Origin of the sequence: Streptomyces sp. NPDC001902 (assembly GCF_042891295.1) — a bacterium.
Classification (GTDB): domain Bacteria; phylum Actinomycetota; class Actinomycetes; order Streptomycetales; family Streptomycetaceae; genus Actinacidiphila.
In genome coordinates this window covers 568,331-585,424 of sequence record NZ_JBIATA010000002.1, presented here as the reverse complement: position 1 = coordinate 585,424, position 17,094 = coordinate 568,331, and the positions used below count along the sequence as shown (strand labels likewise).

Annotated in this window: 27 protein-coding genes; 15 read left to right on the top strand and 12 right to left on the bottom strand. The window is 72.4% G+C overall.

What is annotated here, in order from left to right:
* Positions 1-11 precede the first annotated feature (11 nt).
* On the top strand, positions 12-953 hold the full coding sequence (locus ACFYYN_RS06035; RefSeq protein WP_500544808.1) for a YihY/virulence factor BrkB family protein: 942 nt from the start codon (positions 12-14) through the stop codon (positions 951-953).
* Between the two features lie 21 nt (positions 954-974).
* Here the strand turns inward: ACFYYN_RS06035 and ACFYYN_RS06030 are convergent, their stop codons facing one another.
* Positions 975-1,547 (bottom strand): 3'-5' exonuclease, encoded by a 573-nt coding sequence (locus tag ACFYYN_RS06030; protein ID WP_500544807.1) that lies wholly within the window; start codon positions 1,545-1,547, stop codon positions 975-977.
* Positions 1,523-2,005 carry an ATP-binding protein gene (locus ACFYYN_RS06025; RefSeq protein WP_500544806.1) on the bottom strand — a complete coding sequence of 161 codons (483 nt, stop codon included), beginning with the start codon at positions 2,003-2,005 and terminating at the stop codon, positions 1,523-1,525. The genes ACFYYN_RS06030 and ACFYYN_RS06025 overlap by 25 nt, the downstream gene beginning before the upstream one ends.
* Positions 2,006-2,075: 70 nt before the next feature.
* Between ACFYYN_RS06025 and ACFYYN_RS06020 the strand changes: the two genes are divergently transcribed.
* The gene (locus ACFYYN_RS06020; RefSeq protein ID WP_500544805.1) at positions 2,076-2,891 is read left to right on the top strand and encodes a helix-turn-helix domain-containing protein; all 816 of its coding nucleotides are present in this window, start codon (positions 2,076-2,078) and stop codon (positions 2,889-2,891) included.
* Positions 2,888-3,091, top strand: coding sequence for a DUF397 domain-containing protein (locus ACFYYN_RS06015; protein ID WP_500544804.1), 204 nt, complete (start codon positions 2,888-2,890; stop codon positions 3,089-3,091). Before ACFYYN_RS06020 ends, ACFYYN_RS06015 begins: the two co-directional genes overlap by 4 nt.
* Here the strand turns inward: ACFYYN_RS06015 and ACFYYN_RS06010 are convergent.
* From ACFYYN_RS06010 to ACFYYN_RS06000, 3 genes are all read right to left on the bottom strand, one after another.
* Entirely contained in the window at positions 3,060-3,446 is a 387-nt protein-coding gene (locus ACFYYN_RS06010; RefSeq protein WP_500544803.1) for a DoxX family protein, read from the bottom strand. The genes ACFYYN_RS06015 and ACFYYN_RS06010 overlap by 32 nt on opposite strands.
* A gap of 65 nt (positions 3,447-3,511) precedes the next feature.
* Positions 3,512-3,730, bottom strand: coding sequence for a hypothetical protein (locus ACFYYN_RS06005; RefSeq protein ID WP_500326555.1), 219 nt, complete (start codon positions 3,728-3,730; stop codon positions 3,512-3,514).
* 297 nt (positions 3,731-4,027) lie between these two features.
* Positions 4,028-5,527, bottom strand: coding sequence for a D-alanyl-D-alanine carboxypeptidase family protein (locus ACFYYN_RS06000; RefSeq protein WP_500544802.1), 1,500 nt, complete (start codon positions 5,525-5,527; stop codon positions 4,028-4,030).
* Between the two features lie 185 nt (positions 5,528-5,712).
* On the opposite strand from ACFYYN_RS06000, the gene ACFYYN_RS05995 reads away from it, so the two are divergent.
* From ACFYYN_RS05995 to ACFYYN_RS05985, 3 genes are all read left to right on the top strand, one after another.
* Entirely contained in the window at positions 5,713-5,961 is a 249-nt protein-coding gene (locus ACFYYN_RS05995) for an SCO4848 family membrane protein (protein ID WP_018561248.1), read from the top strand.
* Positions 5,958-7,202 carry a metallophosphoesterase gene (locus ACFYYN_RS05990; RefSeq protein WP_500544801.1) on the top strand — a complete coding sequence of 415 codons (1,245 nt, stop codon included), beginning with the start codon at positions 5,958-5,960 and terminating at the stop codon, positions 7,200-7,202. Before ACFYYN_RS05995 ends, ACFYYN_RS05990 begins: the two co-directional genes overlap by 4 nt.
* A 118-nt stretch (positions 7,203-7,320) precedes the next feature.
* The gene (locus tag ACFYYN_RS05985; protein WP_500544867.1) at positions 7,321-7,725 is read left to right on the top strand and encodes an ATP-binding protein; all 405 of its coding nucleotides are present in this window, start codon (positions 7,321-7,323) and stop codon (positions 7,723-7,725) included.
* Positions 7,726-7,773: 48 nt separating this feature from the next.
* Here the strand turns inward: ACFYYN_RS05985 and ACFYYN_RS05980 are convergent, their stop codons facing one another.
* From ACFYYN_RS05980 to ACFYYN_RS05965, 4 genes are all read right to left on the bottom strand, one after another.
* Positions 7,774-8,481, bottom strand: coding sequence for a TetR/AcrR family transcriptional regulator (locus ACFYYN_RS05980; RefSeq protein WP_500544800.1), 708 nt, complete (start codon positions 8,479-8,481; stop codon positions 7,774-7,776).
* 10 nt (positions 8,482-8,491) lie between these two features.
* Positions 8,492-9,028 (bottom strand): thiol-disulfide oxidoreductase DCC family protein, encoded by a 537-nt coding sequence (locus ACFYYN_RS05975; protein ID WP_500544799.1) that lies wholly within the window; start codon positions 9,026-9,028, stop codon positions 8,492-8,494.
* A gap of 5 nt (positions 9,029-9,033) precedes the next feature.
* The gene (locus ACFYYN_RS05970) at positions 9,034-9,444 is read right to left on the bottom strand and encodes a hypothetical protein (protein ID WP_500326563.1); all 411 of its coding nucleotides are present in this window, start codon (positions 9,442-9,444) and stop codon (positions 9,034-9,036) included.
* 144 nt (positions 9,445-9,588) lie between these two features.
* On the bottom strand, positions 9,589-10,842 hold the full coding sequence (locus ACFYYN_RS05965) for an MFS transporter (protein ID WP_500544798.1): 1,254 nt from the start codon (positions 10,840-10,842) through the stop codon (positions 9,589-9,591).
* Positions 10,843-10,909: 67 nt separating this feature from the next.
* Here ACFYYN_RS05965 and ACFYYN_RS05960 point away from each other — a divergent pair, with 67 nt between their 5' ends.
* A complete protein-coding gene (locus ACFYYN_RS05960) occupies positions 10,910-11,437 on the top strand; it encodes a MarR family winged helix-turn-helix transcriptional regulator (RefSeq protein ID WP_500544797.1) in 528 nt (175 codons plus the stop codon).
* A gap of 144 nt (positions 11,438-11,581) precedes the next feature.
* Positions 11,582-12,025 carry a DUF4234 domain-containing protein gene (locus ACFYYN_RS05955; RefSeq protein ID WP_499513557.1) on the top strand — a complete coding sequence of 148 codons (444 nt, stop codon included), beginning with the start codon at positions 11,582-11,584 and terminating at the stop codon, positions 12,023-12,025.
* A gap of 3 nt (positions 12,026-12,028) precedes the next feature.
* Here ACFYYN_RS05955 and ACFYYN_RS05950 read toward each other — a convergent pair whose 3' ends face one another.
* A complete protein-coding gene (locus ACFYYN_RS05950; RefSeq protein ID WP_500544796.1) occupies positions 12,029-12,478 on the bottom strand; it encodes a helix-turn-helix domain-containing protein in 450 nt (149 codons plus the stop codon).
* Positions 12,479-12,788: 310 nt separating this feature from the next.
* On the opposite strand from ACFYYN_RS05950, the gene ACFYYN_RS05945 reads away from it, so the two are divergent.
* The 3 genes from ACFYYN_RS05945 to ACFYYN_RS05935 are packed head-to-tail and all read left to right on the top strand — an operon-like array spanning position 12,789 to position 13,923.
* Complete coding sequence (locus ACFYYN_RS05945) at positions 12,789-12,977, top strand: hypothetical protein (protein ID WP_500544795.1); 189 nt, start codon at positions 12,789-12,791, stop codon at positions 12,975-12,977.
* A gap of 38 nt (positions 12,978-13,015) precedes the next feature.
* Positions 13,016-13,711 carry a hypothetical protein gene (locus ACFYYN_RS05940; protein WP_500326573.1) on the top strand — a complete coding sequence of 232 codons (696 nt, stop codon included), beginning with the start codon at positions 13,016-13,018 and terminating at the stop codon, positions 13,709-13,711.
* Entirely contained in the window at positions 13,708-13,923 is a 216-nt protein-coding gene (locus ACFYYN_RS05935) for a hypothetical protein (RefSeq protein ID WP_500544794.1), read from the top strand. The genes ACFYYN_RS05940 and ACFYYN_RS05935 overlap by 4 nt, the downstream gene beginning before the upstream one ends.
* 79 nt (positions 13,924-14,002) lie before the next feature.
* Here the strand turns inward: ACFYYN_RS05935 and ACFYYN_RS05930 are convergent, their stop codons facing one another.
* Positions 14,003-14,440, bottom strand: a complete 438-nt coding sequence (locus tag ACFYYN_RS05930) for a hypothetical protein (protein ID WP_500544793.1) — start codon at positions 14,438-14,440, stop codon at positions 14,003-14,005.
* A 302-nt stretch (positions 14,441-14,742) separates the two neighbouring features.
* On the opposite strand from ACFYYN_RS05930, the gene ACFYYN_RS05925 reads away from it, so the two are divergent.
* The 4 genes from ACFYYN_RS05925 to ACFYYN_RS05910 all read left to right on the top strand — a co-directional run bounded on the left by ACFYYN_RS05925 (position 14,743) and on the right by ACFYYN_RS05910 (position 16,585).
* On the top strand, positions 14,743-15,147 hold the full coding sequence (locus ACFYYN_RS05925; protein ID WP_500544792.1) for a phage tail termination protein: 405 nt from the start codon (positions 14,743-14,745) through the stop codon (positions 15,145-15,147).
* 83 nt (positions 15,148-15,230) lie between these two features.
* Positions 15,231-15,791 carry a phage tail tube protein gene (locus ACFYYN_RS05920; protein WP_500326578.1) on the top strand — a complete coding sequence of 187 codons (561 nt, stop codon included), beginning with the start codon at positions 15,231-15,233 and terminating at the stop codon, positions 15,789-15,791.
* 102 nt (positions 15,792-15,893) lie between these two features.
* The gene (locus tag ACFYYN_RS05915; protein ID WP_500326580.1) at positions 15,894-16,184 is read left to right on the top strand and encodes a hypothetical protein; all 291 of its coding nucleotides are present in this window, start codon (positions 15,894-15,896) and stop codon (positions 16,182-16,184) included.
* A 65-nt stretch (positions 16,185-16,249) separates the two neighbouring features.
* Positions 16,250-16,585, top strand: a complete 336-nt coding sequence (locus tag ACFYYN_RS05910; protein WP_500544791.1) for a hypothetical protein — start codon at positions 16,250-16,252, stop codon at positions 16,583-16,585.
* 96 nt (positions 16,586-16,681) lie between these two features.
* Here the strand turns inward: ACFYYN_RS05910 and ACFYYN_RS05905 are convergent, their stop codons facing one another.
* Positions 16,682-16,909: a hypothetical protein gene (locus ACFYYN_RS05905; RefSeq protein WP_500326584.1), complete on the bottom strand. Its 228-nt coding sequence runs from the start codon at positions 16,907-16,909 to the stop codon at positions 16,682-16,684.
* Positions 16,910-17,094: the final 185 nt, after the last annotated feature.

Below are 17,094 nucleotides of genomic sequence, written 5' to 3'. Positions count from 1 at the left end.
AGGCGCGCGGTATGGAATGGCTGACTCGGCTCCCAGTGGTCGGACCGTGGATCGCGCGGCTCATGCGCACCCACGCCTGGCGCACGTACGAACATCTGGAGGACGTGCACTGGACGCGGCTCGCCGCCGCCATCACCTTCGTCAGCTTCGTCGCGCTCTTCCCGCTGCTGACGGTCGGCGCCGCCGTCGGCGCGGCCCTGCTGTCCCCCGGCCGGCTGAAGGAACTCGAGGACAAGCTGGCCGAGCAGGTCCCCGGCATCGCCGACCAGCTCAACATCGGTGGGCTCGTCGACAACGCGGGCACGGTGGGCACCATCGCCGCCGTCCTGCTGGTCGTCACCGGCGTCAGCTGGGTCGGCGCCCTGCGCGACTGCCTCAGGGCGGTCTGGCACAAGGACGACGAGCCCGAGAACCCCTTCGTCCAGAAGCTCAAGGACTTCGGCGTCCTGGTCGGCCTGGGTGTCGTCGCCCTGCTCTCCGTCGCCTGCTCGGCCCTCGCCGGGACGGCCGTCGGCCGTCTCGGCGACGCCATCGGCCTCGACGAACACGGTCCGGGGCGGGCCCTGTTGTCGGTGGCGGGCTTCTGCATCGCCGTCCTCGTGGACCTGTTGATCCTCGCCTACCTGCTCACCCTGCTGCCCGGGGTCACCCCGAACCGCCGCGACGTCGTCGTGGCGAGCCTCATCGGCGCGATCGGCTTCGAGGTGCTGAAGCTGCTCATCAGCGGCTACCTACAGAGCGTGGCCACCAAGAGCATGTACGGCGCTTTCGGGGTGCCCATCGCGCTGCTGCTGTGGATCAACTTCACGGCGAAGCTGCTGCTGTACTGCGCGGCCTGGACGGCCACCCCGCACAGCGCCGAAGCGGCCGCCGCCCGCAAGGACGAGCCGGGTGGGCCGGGCGGGCCGGAGCACGCGCGGCCCCAGCGGCCCGAGCGGCCCGAGACTGCCTGACGACGCGGAAGGGCCCGGCCGTCAGTAGGCCGGCGTCGCAGGCCAGGCGCCCCGGCGCGCCAGGTCCACGACGAGGGCGGCGATGTTCCACGCGTCGTCCTCGCCGCGGTGGTGGCGGCCTTCGAGGGGCAGCCCGACGAGCCGGAGCGCCTCCGCCATGCCGGGGCGCTTGGTGAGGCGGTGGGCCTGGGTGAAGAGCGTCTTGACGTTGATGTGCCGGCTGCCGAAGGGGTACGTCGTACCGGTCGCCCGGCACTGGCGGTTGAACTGGTGACGGTCGTAGTCGCCCCAGCTCGCCCACGCCCGCGACCCCGCCCGGTGCTCGACGGCGAGCAGCTTGCACGCGTCCGTGAAGTCCAGGCCCGAGTCCACCTCGGCCTGCGTCAGGCCGGTCAGTTGCGTGCAGAAGGGGCTCACGGCGGAGCGCGCGGGCCGTACGAGGACGCGGTGGCGGGCGACGCGCTCGCCCGCGACGAGGTCCACGACGGTCAGCCCGATCTCGATGATCTCGCTCACCGAGCCTTGCGGCGGCTCGCCGTCCCAGCACGTCGCCTCGACGTCGATGACGTTCAGGAGTCCCAGGTCACTGTCCATGGCGCGAACCCTACGTCGAGATCAGGCCACTGGTCACTACTGTTTACGGATGGTTTTGTCACTCTGAGTTCGAACCAGACCGTTTTACCGATGCCGTACGGCCGAGGTTGAACGTTCCAGGCGTCGGCGAGCAACTCCACGAGCGCCAGCCCGCGTCCCGACTCGTCCGTCGCCGACGCCTGCCGCGGTACGGGCGGGTCGTCGCCGGCGTCGCAGACCTCCACCCGCAGGGTCCCCGAGGCCAGGGCGGCGCGAGCGGCGATCCGCCGGTCCGGTGGGACCCGCGCGTGGCGGACGGCGTTGCCCATCAACTCGCTGAGCAGCAGGACCGCGGTGTCCGTCGCCTCGGCGCCGAGGCCCCACACGAGGGCCTGTTCCCGCAGCCTGGCCCGCGCCCGCCCGACGCTGCGCGGGTGGCGCGAAAACCACCACTCGGCAGGGGGAGTTGTCTCGTCCATGGCTCAAAAGTGCAGGTCGTGGCGTACCGTCGGGAGTAGCGGCGCGAGTACGGAGGGTGGTTGTACCCGAGTGGCCAGTGAGGTGTCCCCGCCCCCGATGGCGTGGCGGTACTGCGGCAACCAGGTCAAGCTCTGGCGCGAACACGCCGGCGTCACGCGCGAGCAACTGGCCGACGAGGCGGGGTACGGCTACGAGACCGTCAAGTCGATGGAGCAGGGGCGACGCCGCCCGACCCAGCGGCTGCTCCAGATCGCCGACGGGCTGTGCGGGGCACAGGGCAAACTCACGGCGGCGGAGGCGTTCCTCAAACCCGAGCGGTTCCTGTCGTACGCCCGGGACTTCATGCGCTACGAGGCCGAGGCGATCGCGCTGAACACGTACGAGCCCCAGTTCATCCCGGGGTTGCTCCAGACCGAGGAGACCGCGCTCGCGCTGTTCCGCGCCCACTGGCCCCCGCTGGACGACGAGACCATCGAGGAACGCGTGGCCGCACGGATGGCGCGGCAGGCCCTACTGGACAAGCAGACAAGGGCGTTCAGCTTCACGATCGGGGAAGCGGCGCTGCGGTACCCCGTGGGCGGCGGGGAGGCGCACGTCCGGCAGTTGGAGCGCCTGCTGGAGGCCGGGGCCCGCCGCAACGTGGACATCCAGGCGATGCCCTTCGGCGGGGCACATCCGGGCCTCAACGGCCCCTTCGTCCTGCTGGAGACAGCGGAACACCTCCACCTCGCCTACGTCGAGGGGCACGAGACCGGTGTGCTGCACTCGGACTCGGAGAAGGTCAGCATCATCGCCCAGCGGCATGCCATGATCCTCCGGCGGGCCCTTGGCCCGGAGGAGTCGGAAGCGTACATCGGGAAACTCGCGGAGGAGCTGCGGCCATGACCGGCGAGCTGACGTGGTTCAGGTCCACCCACAGCGATACCGGCGGAGGCAACTGCGTCGAGGTCGCGTTCGGCCGCGGCGCGGTCCTGGTGCGGGACTCCAAGGACCGGGTCGGGGCCCGGCTGACGTTCACGCCGGGCGCGTGGGCGGACTTCGTGGCGTACGCGGTCACGCGCGGCGCAGACGACGCCAGGCGATGACGCCCATCAGGGCTGCGATGACGACGGGCGTGGCCGCGTTCTCGCCGTCGAAGTAGACGACCTGGAAGGTGAACGCGCCGGCCATCAGTCCGATGAAGGCCACCGCCGCGATCCCGGCCAGGCGCGGGACGACGAGGCCGATGGCACCGGCGAGTTCGAGGGCGCCGATGAGGTACATGAACCAGCTGCCGTAGCCGATGGTGTCGAAGCTCTCGGCGGCCGAGGAGTGCGCGATGAGCTTCGGCGTGGCGCTGGCGAGCGCGAAGAACAGGGCGAGCAGGATCTGCAGCGCCCACACGGCGGTGTTCGCCCGGCTGTGGTCGCGGGACGGGGCGGTCGTGGTGGTGGCGGTCATCGTGGTCTCCTCCGGTGTCGGGTGTACGCGGAGGTGGACCGGCCGGCCGCCGGGAACTCATCGGTTCAGCGCAGGAAGTGGGCGACGGTGAACCATGCGGCGGCCAGCACCAGCACGGTGACGAGGATGTAGCCCACGAGGTAGACCCCGGCGAGCACGGCCGCCGGGGCGGCCATGAACCATCCGGCGCGTCCGGCGGGGGTCTTGGCCCGGAGTGCCGAGCGGAGACAGTAGGCGACCGCGACGAGACCCAGGACGAGCCCGAAGACCGACAACATGCCCATGGCGTGTTCCCCTCCCGTACCGGTTTTGCCTGGTTCCTGGGTACCGGCAGGGCGGCCCGCGTGGCAGGGGGCGGTCGCAGCGGGGTGGGCGCACGAGCCGCACGTGCGCCGTCGAGCGCCCCCCGGGCCGGGGGCATGTGCGCGTGGCACGACACGACTGCGGCCGGAGGCGGGAGCCACCGGCCGCAGTCCGGCCGCAGGACCGACGGGAACGATCTTCCGGCTCGGGCCGACCTTAGTGGGGCGCCGCCGGCCGGCGAAGCGGGACGTGACGGATCAGGCCACGTCGGCCGGCGGTCAGGCCGGACGGTCCGCCGTGGCTTCGTCCTGCGGCGCGGGCGTCTCCCGCTCGGTTTCCTCCTCCGCGGCCGCCTCCTTGGCCTCGTCCGCCTTCTCGGTGGCCTCCTTCGGCCCTTCCTCCGCCGTCGCGGCGTCGGCCTTCTCGGCGTCCGCCTTTCCGGCGTCCGTCTCCGTGTCCGCCTCGGCGGTCTTCGCGGGCGCGTCGTCGCCGGGCTTGGTCGGGGCGGGGATGGCTGCCGTCGACGTCCGCTGCGGCAGCGGCCAGCGGCGCCGTACGAGGAAGGCCAGGGCGGCGACGACCAGGACGGAGCCGCCGGCGAGCGCGAGGGCGGTCCACGCCCCGCCGCGACCGGAGGAGGCGTGCGGGGCGGCCTGGGCCCGCGCCTGCCTGCTGGGGGAGGCGGAGGGTGAGGGCGAGGCCGACGCGATGGCGGACTTCGGGGGCACCAGGGTGCCGACGGGGGTCACCATGCCGTCCGCCTGGAACCCCCAGTCGAGCAGCTTCGCGGCCTCCTTGTAGGCCATGTTGTGACCCTCGCCGGGGTGCATGACGGTCACCAGCAGCGTGCGGTCGCCGCGCTGCGCGACACCGGTGAAGGTGTTGCCCGCCTTGGTGGTGTAGCCGTTCTTCACGCCTGCGATGCCGTCGTAGGTCGCGAGGTCGTAGTCGCCGGAGAGCAGCCGGTTGGTGTTCCGTATCTCGAAGGAGCCGCGCTTCTTCGTGCCCTTCTTGCCCTTCTTCCCCTTGACGGTCTTCCACTCGCCGGGGAACTTGGCGCGCACGGTGGAGCAGTACTCGCGGAAGTCCGCGTTCTGCAGTCCGGCGCGGGCGAAGAGGGTCAGGTCGTACGCCGAGGAGACCTGGCCGGGCATGTCGTAGCCGTCGGGGGAGATCACGGTGGTGTCGTCCGCCTGGAGGTCCTCGGCCTTGCGCTGCATCTCCAGGACGGTCGCGTCCACGCCGCCGTTCATGGAGGACAGGACGTGGACGGCGTCGTTCCCCGACTGCAGGAAGACACCGAGCCACAGGTCGTGGACGGTGTAGCTGAGGTTCTCCTTGATGCCCACGAGGCTGCTGCCCGCGCCCACGCCGTCGAGGTCGGAGGGCTGCACCTGGTAGGTCTGCGACTTGTCCAGCTTCGGCAGGACCGTGTCCGCGAACAGCATCTTGAGCGTGCTGGCGGGCGGCAGCTCCCAATGCGCGTTGTGGGCGGCCAGCACCTGCCCGGTCTCGGCGTCGGAGACGATCCACGACCGCGAGGTGAGCTTCTCGGGCAGGGCGGGAGCACCGGTCAGCGGGCTGACCTGGGTGCCGGGCTGTCCCAGCCGTTCCCCGCCGACCGTCGACATCTGCGCGGGCGGCGTCGGGGTCGCGGAGGGGGACGGGGTCTTCGCGTGCGCGACGGGCGCGGCGGTCAGGGCCGTACCACCGGCGAGTGCGAGGGCGGACAGCACCAGGGCGGAACGGCGCGCGGCGCGGGGGGAGGAGTTCGGCACGATGAGAAGTTACAGGCCGTCCGGGACCTGCGGCAGGCGTGGGGGGCCGATCGGGCCGTGACCGATCCCACGTCCCGGATGTGCAACCGGGCGGTGCCCACGGGCGTCTTGGGCGGCGGCCCGCGGTACGGGCGGCGGGACGACCCCGGGGGAGGGGGCCGCACGGCGGCCCGCATACTGGTCGCATGAAGCTCAGCCGCCCCGTGTCCTGGTTCCTGACCGCCTTCGGGGTGTGGAGCTGGATCGTATGGACGACGTTCGTCAAGAACCTGTGGAAGGACGCCAGCGGGCTCGCCTTCGAGGGCGGTGACCACGGCTCGCCCACCACGTACTTCTGGGTGCACCTGACGCTGGCGGTGACCTCCCTCGTGCTGGGCACCGCGATCGGCGTCCTCGGCGTCCGCGGTCTGAGAGCGCTGCGGGCCGCCCGGTGATCCTCGTGGTGGTCGCCGTCGTCGCGGCCGTCCTGGCCCTCCTCGGCGGGGTGCACTACTACCTGTGGCGACGGCTGGTCCGCGACGTGTCCGCGCCCGGGGGCTGGTGGCGGCGGACGGGGACGGTCCTGGCGGTCGTCCTGCCGCTGCTGAGCCTGGGCGCGCTGGTCGGCGGGCGGGCGCTGCCGCTGGCGGCCGAGCGTTGGCTGGCCTGGCCGGGCTACCTGTGGCTGGCGGTGCTGCTGTACCTGACGCTGGCGGTACTGGCAGGTGAGGCCGTACGGCCGCTGCTGCGGGGCGCGCTCGAACGCAGGGACCGGTCCCGGGGCGTGCGGGAGGCCGGGGCCGGGGCCGCCGAGCCGGCCGGGCTGGACACCGCGGATCCCGGGCCGCGGCCGGAGCCCGCACCCGCCGGGCAGACGAGGCGTCTGTTCGTCGCCCGTACGGTCGGTGCCGCGGCGGCCGTGGCCGCGGGGGTGACGGTCGGCCAGGGCACGTACGGAGTGCTGCGCGGCCCGCGCCTGAAGTACGTCACCGTGCCGCTCGCCAAGCTCCCCGCGAGCGCGGACGGCTACCGGATCGCCGTGGTGAGCGACATCCACCTGGGCCCGATCCTCGGCAAGGCGCACACCCAGCGGATCGTGGACACGATCAACGGGGCCCGCCCGGACCTCGTCACCATCGTCGGCGACCTGGTCGACGGCTCGGTGCCGGAACTGGGCGCCGCGGCGGAGCCGCTGGCCCGGCTCCGGGCGCGGGACGGGAGCTTTTTCGTCACCGGCAACCACGAGTACTTCTCCGGGGCCGCACCCTGGATCGACTTCGTGCGCGACCTGGGCGTCCACCCGCTGGAGAACGCCCGCACCGAACTCGCCGGCTTCGACCTGGCCGGGGTCAACGACATCAGCGGCGCGGACCACGACCACGCCCCCGACTACACCAAGGCGCTCGGCGACCGGGACACCGCGCGGGCGGTCGTGCTCCTCGCCCACCAGCCGGTGATGATCCACGAGGCGGCCCGGCACCACGTCGACCTGCAGTTGTCCGGACACACCCACGGCGGGCAGCTGTGGCCCGGCAACTACATCGCGGAACTGGCCAATCCCACGGTGGCCGGCCTGGAGAGCTACGGCGACACCCAGCTGTACGTGACCCGTGGCGCGGGGGCCTGGGGCCCGCCGGTCCGCGTGGGCGCGCCCTCGGACATCACGATCGTGACCCTCGCCTCACCGCGCGCCTGAATGTGGCCGGAAAGTTCTCACCGAGTGGGAACAATCCGACACGGAGCGCATTCCCCGCGCCGAAACTGGTAAGGGATGGCGCAACGGAAGGGGGGCGTTCGCTCATGGGGAGAGTGACCTGATGAGGCGCAGTGCGTTCCGGCTGCCCCGGCACCCGACGTCGGTCGGGCTGGCCCGGCACCGGGTACGTGACCACCTGGAGGGCTGGGAGCAGGAGGGCGGGACCGTCGATTCGGTCGTCCTGGTCGTGTCGGAGCTGGCGACCAACGCCGTACGGCACAGTCCGCTCCTGGAGCGGGAGTTCGAGGTGGCGGTGACCGTCCACAGCGACGGTTCGTGCGTCGTCGAGGTCTCCGACGGCGATGCGCAGTCCCGCCCCGTGCCGCGCGACGCGGGGGACGGTGACGAGTCGGGGCGCGGTCTGCGGCTGGTGCAGGCGCTCTCGGACACCTGGGGCGTCCGGGAGCGCGGCCGGTACGGCAAGACGGTCTGGGCGGTGCTGGCCGAGCCCGCCGTGGGCTGACGGGGGTGCTCCGTACGACCGGTGGGGGAGGTGGAGCGGCGGGCCGGCTCAGCGCCGGAAGAGGAACTCCGAGAGCAGCTCGCGGATCTCACGCACGATCGGCCGCAGCAGCCGGTAGCGGGAGAGCCTGAGGATCCGCGCGCCCAGTGGAGCGGTCCGCGCGACCAGCCGGCGGGTGCGCTCGGTGTCGGGGGAGTGGTCGAAGACCCAGTAGACGACGATGCCCATCTGGTACATCCACATCAGCTCGGGCAGCACCTCGGCCAGTTCGGCGTCGACCTTGATGTCGGAGCCGGAGAGCACCCGTTCGTGGATGGAGATGGCGGCGTCGCGGGCCGGGTGCGACTCGGGGGAGAAGGGGCTGAGCGGGCTCGCCGGGTCGGCGGCGTTCTTGAAGAACTGCGCGGCGAACTGGTGGTAGGGGCGTGCCACGTCGATCCAGGAGGTCATGACGGTGAGCAGCCGCACCGCCAGGTCCCTGTCCCCGCCGCCGTCCAGGAGGCCCTGGACGGCGGCCGCGTGCTCGGCGGCGAGGCGGTCGTAGAAGCCCTGGACGAGGTGTTCCTTCCCCTCGAAGTAGTAGTAGGCGTTGCCGACCGAGACCCCGGCCTCCTTGGCGATGGCGCGCATCGTCGTCTTGTCGTAACCCCGTTCCTCGAACAGCCGCATGGCCGTCTCGAGGATCAGGGCGCGCGTCTGCTCGCTCTTGGGGGGCCGGGGTGCCCCGGGGGTCGTGCCGGGGGGTGCTTCTTCCACGTCCGTGAGCCTAACCGGGCGGGGCGCAGCCGTCCGCGCAGGCGTCCGGGACGGCGCCCGGGGCACGGTGCGTCCAGCCGTCCTTGGGGTCGTAGGACCAGCCCTCGCCGCTGGGGTGGACCCGGCCGCCCCAGCCCGTCGCGGCGGCCCCGCCGCCCCACTGCGCCTCGCGGTAGCGGGCGGCGGCGAGCACGGCGGCCCGGGCGACGGGCGCTCCGGCGCGGGTGCTGAGGCGGTGGGCCATCGGCCGGTACTCGGCCAGGGCCCACAGGCAGACCAGCCAGGCGGCGTCGTCGCGGTAGACCTGTCCGGAGTCCCCGACGACGGTGATCTCGCGCAGGGTCGCGGCGTGGTCCAGCTCCGGGAAGCGGCGGCGGGCCTCGTCGGAGCCGACCGGGACGAGGTCCAGCGGCACGATCTGCCGCTGGCGCTCCAGCCAGCGGCGGACGAAGGAGCAGAGCGAGCAGTCCGGGTCGTACAGGACGGTCAGCAGGCGGACCGGCACCGGGGCCGCCGGAGCGGCCCCGGTCGCTGGGGTGCGGTCCATCGCCGTCACGCGCCCGGCTGCGCGGGGGCGGTCCAGCCCTGCGGGCGGACGGGCGGGATCTGCTCGCGGTCCATGACGCCCCGGCGGCGGATCTTGTTGAGGACGTACACGTTGCACAGGTGCAGCACCCCGAGGACGAGCAGGACGACACCGAGCTTGACCGACAGCGCCTCGAAGAGTTCGCGGGCGTTCCCGACCCGGTCGGCGTTCTTCAGGTACAGCGCCACGAAGCCGAGGTTCACGAGGTAGAAGCCGACCACCAGAAGGTGGTTGACGGCGTCGGCCAGCTTCTCGTTGCCGTGGAGCACGTCTTCGAGGAAGACCTTGCCGGCCCGGCTGAGGGTCCGGGCCACCCACACCGTCAGCGCGACGCTGACGAGCAGGTAGATGACGTATGCGACGACCGTGAGGTCCATGGGTCCCACCCTTTTCGAACGTGTTCAAAACCCGTTGCCGATGACTGTAGACCTGTTTTTGAACATGTTCAAGCGACAAGTGCGGTGGCCCGCAGGGGCCGTGGGGCGGGTACGCCGCGGCCCTCCGCCGCCGGCCCTCCGCCGTCAGCCCTTCGCCGTCCGGTCGGCCGATGGAGCGGGCACGGCCGGCTCCGCGGGGACCTGGGTCCCGATCGCCCGCACCGCGGGCACCGCTGCGGTCGCCAGGCAGGCGGCCGCCACCAGCGCCGCCGACACCGCCAGCGGGACCGCCGAGCCCCACAGGTTCGCGGCGAGCGGGGCCAGCGCGTAGCCCACGGGCATCGCGGCGAGCGACAGCAGCCAGTCGTACGAGGTCACCCGGGCCAGTGCCCGCGGCGGCACCTGCTGCTGGACGACCGTCTCCCAGACCGGGTTGAGGTAGCCGAGCGCGGCCAGCGCCAGGCCGTACGCCGCGACGAGCAGCGGGGCCGGTGCGGCGACGGCCAGCAGGACCAGCGGCAGCGCGTACGTCGCCAGGCCCAGGTTGGCCACGAGCACGGGACGGCGGGGACGGGCCCGCGCGGCCAGCAGGGAGCCGAGGACGAGGCCGACCGCCCCGGCCTCCAGGACCCAGAACCACACGCCCTCGCCGCCGAGCCGGTGGATCGCGACGGCCGGACCGAGGGTGGTCAGGACCGCGGCGGTTCCGTTCCACACGGCGTGCGCGACCAGGCTCGTCCAGTACCAGTCGCGGGAACGGACCTCGCTCCAGCCCTCCTTGAGGTCCGCGAGCATCGACGCGCGCGGCAGCGGCGTCCGCTCGATCCGCAGCACCGCCAGGAGCGCGGCGCTCACCGCGAAGGAGGCCGCATCCAGCACGAAGGCCAGGCCCGGCCCGGCCGCCCAGATCAGCGCCGCGGCCAGGGCCGGGCCGCACAGCCGGGTCGCGCTGTTCGCCACGCCCATCAGGGCGTTGGCCCGCTGCCGTGCCGCCCCGTCGGTCACCGTGCCGGCGACCAGCGGCGACTGGGTCGGCATCGCGAAGGCCGAGGCGGTGCCGCCCACCGCCTCGGCGAGCGCGATGGGCGCCAGCGACGGGTCGCCGCCGAGCAGTTCCAGCCCGACGAAGAGCTGGGCGGCGCAGCGTACGAGGTCGGTGAGGAGCGCCACGCGCCGGGCGTCGAAGCGGTCCGCGACCACCCCTCCGAGCGGCAGGAGCAGCAGCTTGGGCACCATTGCGCAGGCCAGGACGAGGGCGAGGGCCGAGACGTCGCCGGTCGCCCTGGTCACGGCGATGACCAGTGCGGCGGGCACGACCCCGTCGCCGAGCAGGGACAGCGTGCGTCCGGCGAACAGCAGCCGGAAGCCGCGGAGCCGGAGGGGATGCGTGGGTGTCATGGCACCGCAATGTATTTCGGTGCCGAATCATTCGCCATCGAAATATACTGCGCCGTAGGATTCGGCCATGGATGCAGACGCCGACTCCGGCACCGTGGGAGCCCCGGTGGAACGGGACTGGACCGACGGGCACGTGGAGCGCTGGCTGCCCCTCCTGCCGGACCTCGACCCCGACATCGAGGGCGCTGTCACCCGCATGAAGCTCGTCACCAGCCACCTGCGCAAGGTCCGCGAACAGTCGCTGGTCGACTTCGGCCTGCAGCGGCACGAGTTCGACACCCTGCACGCCCTCGCCGGGCGCGGCGGCCGCGCCGCCCCGTCCGAACTCGCCGCGGACCTCGACCTGGCCCCCGCGTCCGTCACCGGCCGCCTCGACGCGCTGGAGGCCCGCGGCCACGTCCGGCGCACCCACTCCACCGCCGACCGCCGGCGCGTCGACGTCGAGCTCACCGACGACGGCCGCGCCACCTGGCTCGGCGCCATGGACGTCCTCGGCCACGAGGAGTACCGGCTGCTGGGGACCCTCGACGCCGACGAACGCCGGTACCTCTCCGACCTGCTGCGACGCGTCATGGTGGTGGCGGAGGACGGCTGAACACAGGATCCGGGAAGATCCGACATCCTGTGCGAAATTTGTGAGCGTTCCCCGCTGACAGGCCGCCGAACCGCCGAGTAGCTTTACCTTCTCTTCGGCACGCAACCGCTCCGTCCACGGCCGAAGGCCCGACCTGGGGGCAGCATGTTCGACGAGGACCGCTACCGGACCCTCCCCTACCCGCGGGGACCCTTCCCGGGCTTCCCCGTCTCCGGGGGCGTGGGACTCGCCACGCCGTCCGGCGACATGCGCCGCCCCGGGGCCGTCTGGCTCCTGGGGCCCCTCACCTTCGGCGTGTACTGGCTCGTCTGGTACTACCGGGCCAACAAGGAACTGCGGGAGTTCGACCCCGGCATCAAGGTCCGGCCCGCCCTCGCGGTGCTCGCCGTCAGTCTGGGCGCGCTGCTGCTCGTGCCCGCCGTCGTCTCGCTCTACAACACCGGCTGCCGCATCGCCCGCGCCCAGCGCCGCGCGGGCCTCCACGACACGGTCTCCGGCCTCAAGGGGCTGCTGCTGGCCCCCGCGTTCGGGCTGACCTCCTTCTACTACCAGGAGCAGCTCAACCAGGTCTGGGTCGCCCGCAACTGACGCTCAGCCCGTCGCGCGGTCCCCCGCTCCCAGGTCCGCGGCGCGGTCGGGGCGCGTGAACTGCTCCGTCACCTGGATGAACGCCGCCTTCAGATGTTCGGGGATGCCCAGGGCGTCCGCCGCCTGCGCGGCGGTCATCCGGGGTCCCGCGGGGCCGGCGCCCGAAGCGTGGACGTCCGGCCGGGGAAGGTCGTCCTCGCTCAGCTTGCCCGACCGGACGAGCACGTCGCGCACGGGGATGCCGAGCGCACGGGCGAGCCCGCGCATCGTCTCCAGATCCGGCATGCTCTGCCGCTGCAGGAGCCGTGTGATGGCGGCGCGGTGCACCCCGGCGTCGTCCGCGAGCTTCGACTTGCCGCCCCCGCGCGGGCTGTCGATGTCGTACCCCCGGCCGCGCATGAGGCCTTCGATCCAGTCGGCGAAGTCTTCGATGTGGTCGGCATCGCTCGGCACCTGTGGGGCTCCTCCCTCTCGCTTCTTCACGATAACCAGCGTGCGCGCACGAAATGTACCGTTGCGCGATCGCATCGGTGAAGATCCCGTGTTCAGGACGCCCAGGTCCACGGGGTGCCGGGCATATTCCGAAGGTATGTGTCACAGGCCTGCGCCGGGAACAAATTTGTTGCGTGCGCGTTCGCAACATGCGAAAGTATGTTCGAATTCACAACGTCAACCGTCGGAGGGTCCGACCGTCGTGTCCTTACGTTCCCCCTGTGAACCTCAGCCCCCGCAAGCCCCCGCCTGTGCCGGTCTGCCGCCCTCCGTGGTCTTCGCCCGGCACGCCCGGGAGGCGCTGCCGGCGCTGCTCGCCTGCGGCCGGTGCCCGATCCGCGCGGTGTGCGAGGAGGTCGTCGACCCCGAGCACAACTGGTTCGACGGCGTCTGCGCGGGCCGCCTGTGGCGCAACGGCCGGGTGATCGCGCCGGCGCCGGCGCCCGGCCTGTCCGCGTGAGTCCCGGGACCGCCGTCCGCAACGAAAGGAATCGTCAAGTGACCTGCAACCTCGCCACCGAGCACACCGCCCGGGCCGTCCGGTGGCTCGACATCCTCCGGCGCCAGTTCCCCGAGCTCGTCCGCGAACTCGTTCCCGGCAGTCCCGGCTCCTCGGCCGCGTCCAGGGACCCCCTCACACCGCAGGCGCTGCGGTCGCTCGCGGAACGCGACCGGGAGGAGCGGACCGACCGCGAGTGGGTGCTCGGCGGGGGCGCCGCACCGCTGCGGCTCCATGTGTCCGACGCCCTGCGGGACATCACCGACGGCGTCGTCGAACTGGAGGAGGCCGTCCGGGACAAGCTCGGCCTCGGCCGTGCCCGCCGCGCCCCCGTCCCCGAGCGGCTGGGCCGGATCGCGGGCCTGCTCGACCGGGTCGCCGAGCATCCCGTCCTGGCCGCGCACGTCCTCGACGAATGCCGGCGCATGGCCCGCCGCTGCGGTGCGGTGCTGGGGGAGACCGAGGTCCTGGTCCGGGTGGACGGACGCTGCCCCTGGTGCGACTCGGTCTCGTTGCGGGCCCTTCCCGCCCGCAGGGCCGTGCTCTGCGTGAACCCCGGGTGCCGCTGCACCGACGAGGACTGCGGCTGCGCGGACGACCCGGCGCACCGTCACACCTGGGCCGAGACCGCATGGGGGCAACTTCCCCTGGATCCCGCGGCGATCGCCGGCCTGGTGGACCGGGAGGCCGTGTGAACGGCGCGCGGTACCCCGGCCCGACGCTGATCAACGGCGAGTCCGCCGCACGGGAGACGGGGGTCGTCCCGGCCACAGTCCGCAAGTGGGTGCAGCTCGGGCACCTGGCCGCGGCCGGCCGCAGCGGCCGGGCGAGCCTGTACCGGCTGGAGGACGTGTTCGCCGCCGAGCGGGTGGCGCGTGGCCGGAAAGCGCCCACGCGGTGCGCCTGACGTCACGACAACTCCCTGCATCGCCCCGCGTACCCGAGGAGGTGCGCGGGGCGGCGTCATGTCCGGGGACCGGCCGGCCTCAGGTCATGCCCGCCCCCGGCAGACCCCGGGGCGGACGGCGCGGGCGCCGCGGCCGGGAAGCCGGTGCCGGTCCCGGCGGGGCGGACGCCGTGTCGGCCGCCGGGCTCACGAGCCGTGGAAAGTCCCCCGGCCGGGGACGGGCGACGCCGTCCTCCCGCTCCGTCTCGGCTTCCTCCTCGTACTGGCCCATCGCGTCCTGCCAGCCGTGGGCGTAGGCGCGCAGAGTGATTTCCTCCAGGTGGGAGCGGGTGACCGCCACGAGACCCTCGGGCAGGCACGCCTGGACGATCTCCTCGATGAGCCCTCGGGCCTCCTCCTCCGTCAGCGTCCGGGCGGCTGGCGGAGCGGCCGGCCGGGTCTGTTCCTGTGCGTGTTCCTGCGTGCGCTCCCGCGCCCGGTGCTCCACCGGTTCGTGCATGTCCTCCGTGCCTGGCACGGCACTCCCTCCCCGTTGCGACCTGGTGCCGAGCGGCGGTCGAGCGTCGCCGGACCCAGACGTCCTTCAAACACGTGTTCACCACTTTCGGGTGCCGCCAATCCTCGGGCGGCACGCTTCGGGCCACGGATCCAGCCATTGCGGACAGGATTCAAGTTGCGAGCGCGAGCGCAATCAGTCACGATGGATGCAGCGGCGGAGCTGTGCCCGGGACCGGGTGACGGACCGCCGCTTCGTGCTGGACGGCGGCCCACCGCTCGCACCGCGAAGCCGCCGCCACCGTCCGAAGGGAGCAGAAACCCTTGCCCAGTCCGCCCGTCTTCCCCGATGTGGAGAAGCTGGTCGTCGACTTCCTGAAGGCCCGCCCCGAACTGACCGGAGCGACCGTCGACAACGCCGCGCCCGCCGGCTTCGACGGCACCCAGCCGGTCGTGCTGGTCTCCCGCGCGGGAGGGGTCTGGATCGACGACGCGCACCTGGACCAGCCGCTGGTCGACCTGGAGGTCTACGGCCCGACCAAGACGGCCGCCCACACCCTGGCCCTGTCCGCCCGGTCCGCCGTGCAGGCGCTGCGGGCCACGACCTACGGGACGGCCGTCGTCACCGACGTCGTCGAGGCCGACGGCCCGCGCTGGCTGCCCGACTGGAACCGGGCCGCCGCGAACCGCTACTACTCCACGACGCGGCTGTACATCCGGCCCGCCTGAGCGTCCCAGGCGCCCACCCCTGATCAGGCCCTGCCGTCCGGCGGGGCCTTCGTCATGTCCGCATCCCCGACAAGGAGTCCAGCATGGCAGGCAACAACTCTTCCGAGATCCGCGTCGCCGGCACCGGCCGCATCCTCGTCGCCCCCGTCGGCACCGCCGCCCCGGCCGACACCGTCGTCGCCTGGGCGGCCGCCTGGAAGGACCTCGGCTACACCTCGCCCGACGGCATCAAGTTCAACAAGAAGGACAAGCTCGACCCGGTCGAGACCTGGCAGTCCGTCAGCCCGGCGCGGTTCATCTACTCCGACCGCGACCTGAGCGTGAAGTTCCAGCTGCTGCAGCTCAACGAGGACACCCTGCCCTTCTTCATGGGCGGCGACGCCGTGGCCGCCTCCGGCACGGAGTGGAAGTACGACCTGGCGGGCGCGCCGAAGTTCAACGAGAAGGCGATGGGCATCGAGTTCAGCGACGGCGCCAACGTCACGTACCGCTTCGTGATCCCGCGCGGCCAGGTGACCGAGACCGAGGAGATCACGCTCAACCGCACCTCGTCGGTCAAGCTCGGCGTCACCTTCACCGCGCTCGCCGTGGACGACGTCAAGCCGCTGGCCACCATCCTCATGAAGGACGCCTCCTACGCGTAGACGCCCCGTCCGACCGCCGGGGCCGGTGGCGCCGCGCCACCGGCCCCGGGCCCTTTCGCACAGTCCCGGTACACCACCCACCCATCTCAGAGGGGATGCAGCATGGCCGGTTTCGACGTCAGCGCCGCCCGCGCCCAGCGCCTGGAGGCGCTCGGCCGTTCCTGGACCTTCACCGTCGACGGTGACACCTTCGAGCTCCCCACCGAGCTCACCCGCTCCACGGCCCGCGAGCTGCGGGCCCTGGACGACAACGACGTGGACGGGCTGCTCCAGCTGCTGCTGGGCGAGCGGCAGTTCGGGCGCTTCGACCGACACGAGGTCACGATGCAGGACATCGCGGCCATCCTGGAGGCCTACGGCAAGGAGACGGGGCTCGGCCTGGGGGAAGGCTGAGCCTCGGCGGGTTCGTCGACGAACACGCCGAGGCGCTCGAGGCGGACCTGCTCCGCCACTACGGCGTGGACCTGCTGGACTGGCACCGCGGCCGGCTGTCCTCCCGCCGGCTCGCGGTGCTGGTCCGGCACCTGCCACGCGACAGCGCGACCCTGCGCGGCGTCCACGGGGAGGCCGCCGACTGGTCGGTGGGCGACCACCTGCTCGCCAACGTGGTCGACCACCTCGCCGAGGCCAACTGGATGTTCGCCACCGTGAACCGCGACGAGGACGCGGAGGCGCTGGAGTACCCCCGGCCCGTCCCACGCCCGGGCGCCGGGGCCGGTCCGGGCGGGGACGAGGAGCCGTCGCCGGTTCCCGGGAACCCCACGCCCGCGCAGTTGATCCGTTTCTTCGCCTGAGGGGCCGGTCCATCCGTGACCCGTCACACGGCGCTCGGCGCGCTCCCGTGTCCGCAGTCCACCGACACGTACGAGCCGGCGTGGGGCTCCGGAGCACTAGCCCAAGACGATCAGCGCCAGCGAGAGGAGGAGCGCGGTCGCGGAGCCGACGACGAAAGCCAGTGCCACCCTGCCGTTCGTCAGCCGGTCCGGGGTCTCGACGTTGACCGGCTCCTGCGGGTCGTAGACCACTTCAAGAAGTCCGCCTGTGCGGACGGGTGGGAAATTGAAGGGGCCGATGCTGGTCCGAACGGCTTCACCGGTGTCCGTGGTGAACTGCACCATGAGCTGAACACTCCCGTTCGGGCCGCCTCCCGTGTTCACGCACGTTGCCGTGGTCCGGATCCCGCGCTTCCTCAGCGCGCGCCCCCCTCGGAAGATCCGCAATGACAGCCAGAGAGCAAAGGCTGACAGAACGGACACCGGAATCGCCGGGCCGTACATTTCCCCCCTTGTGGGAATCTCAAAGG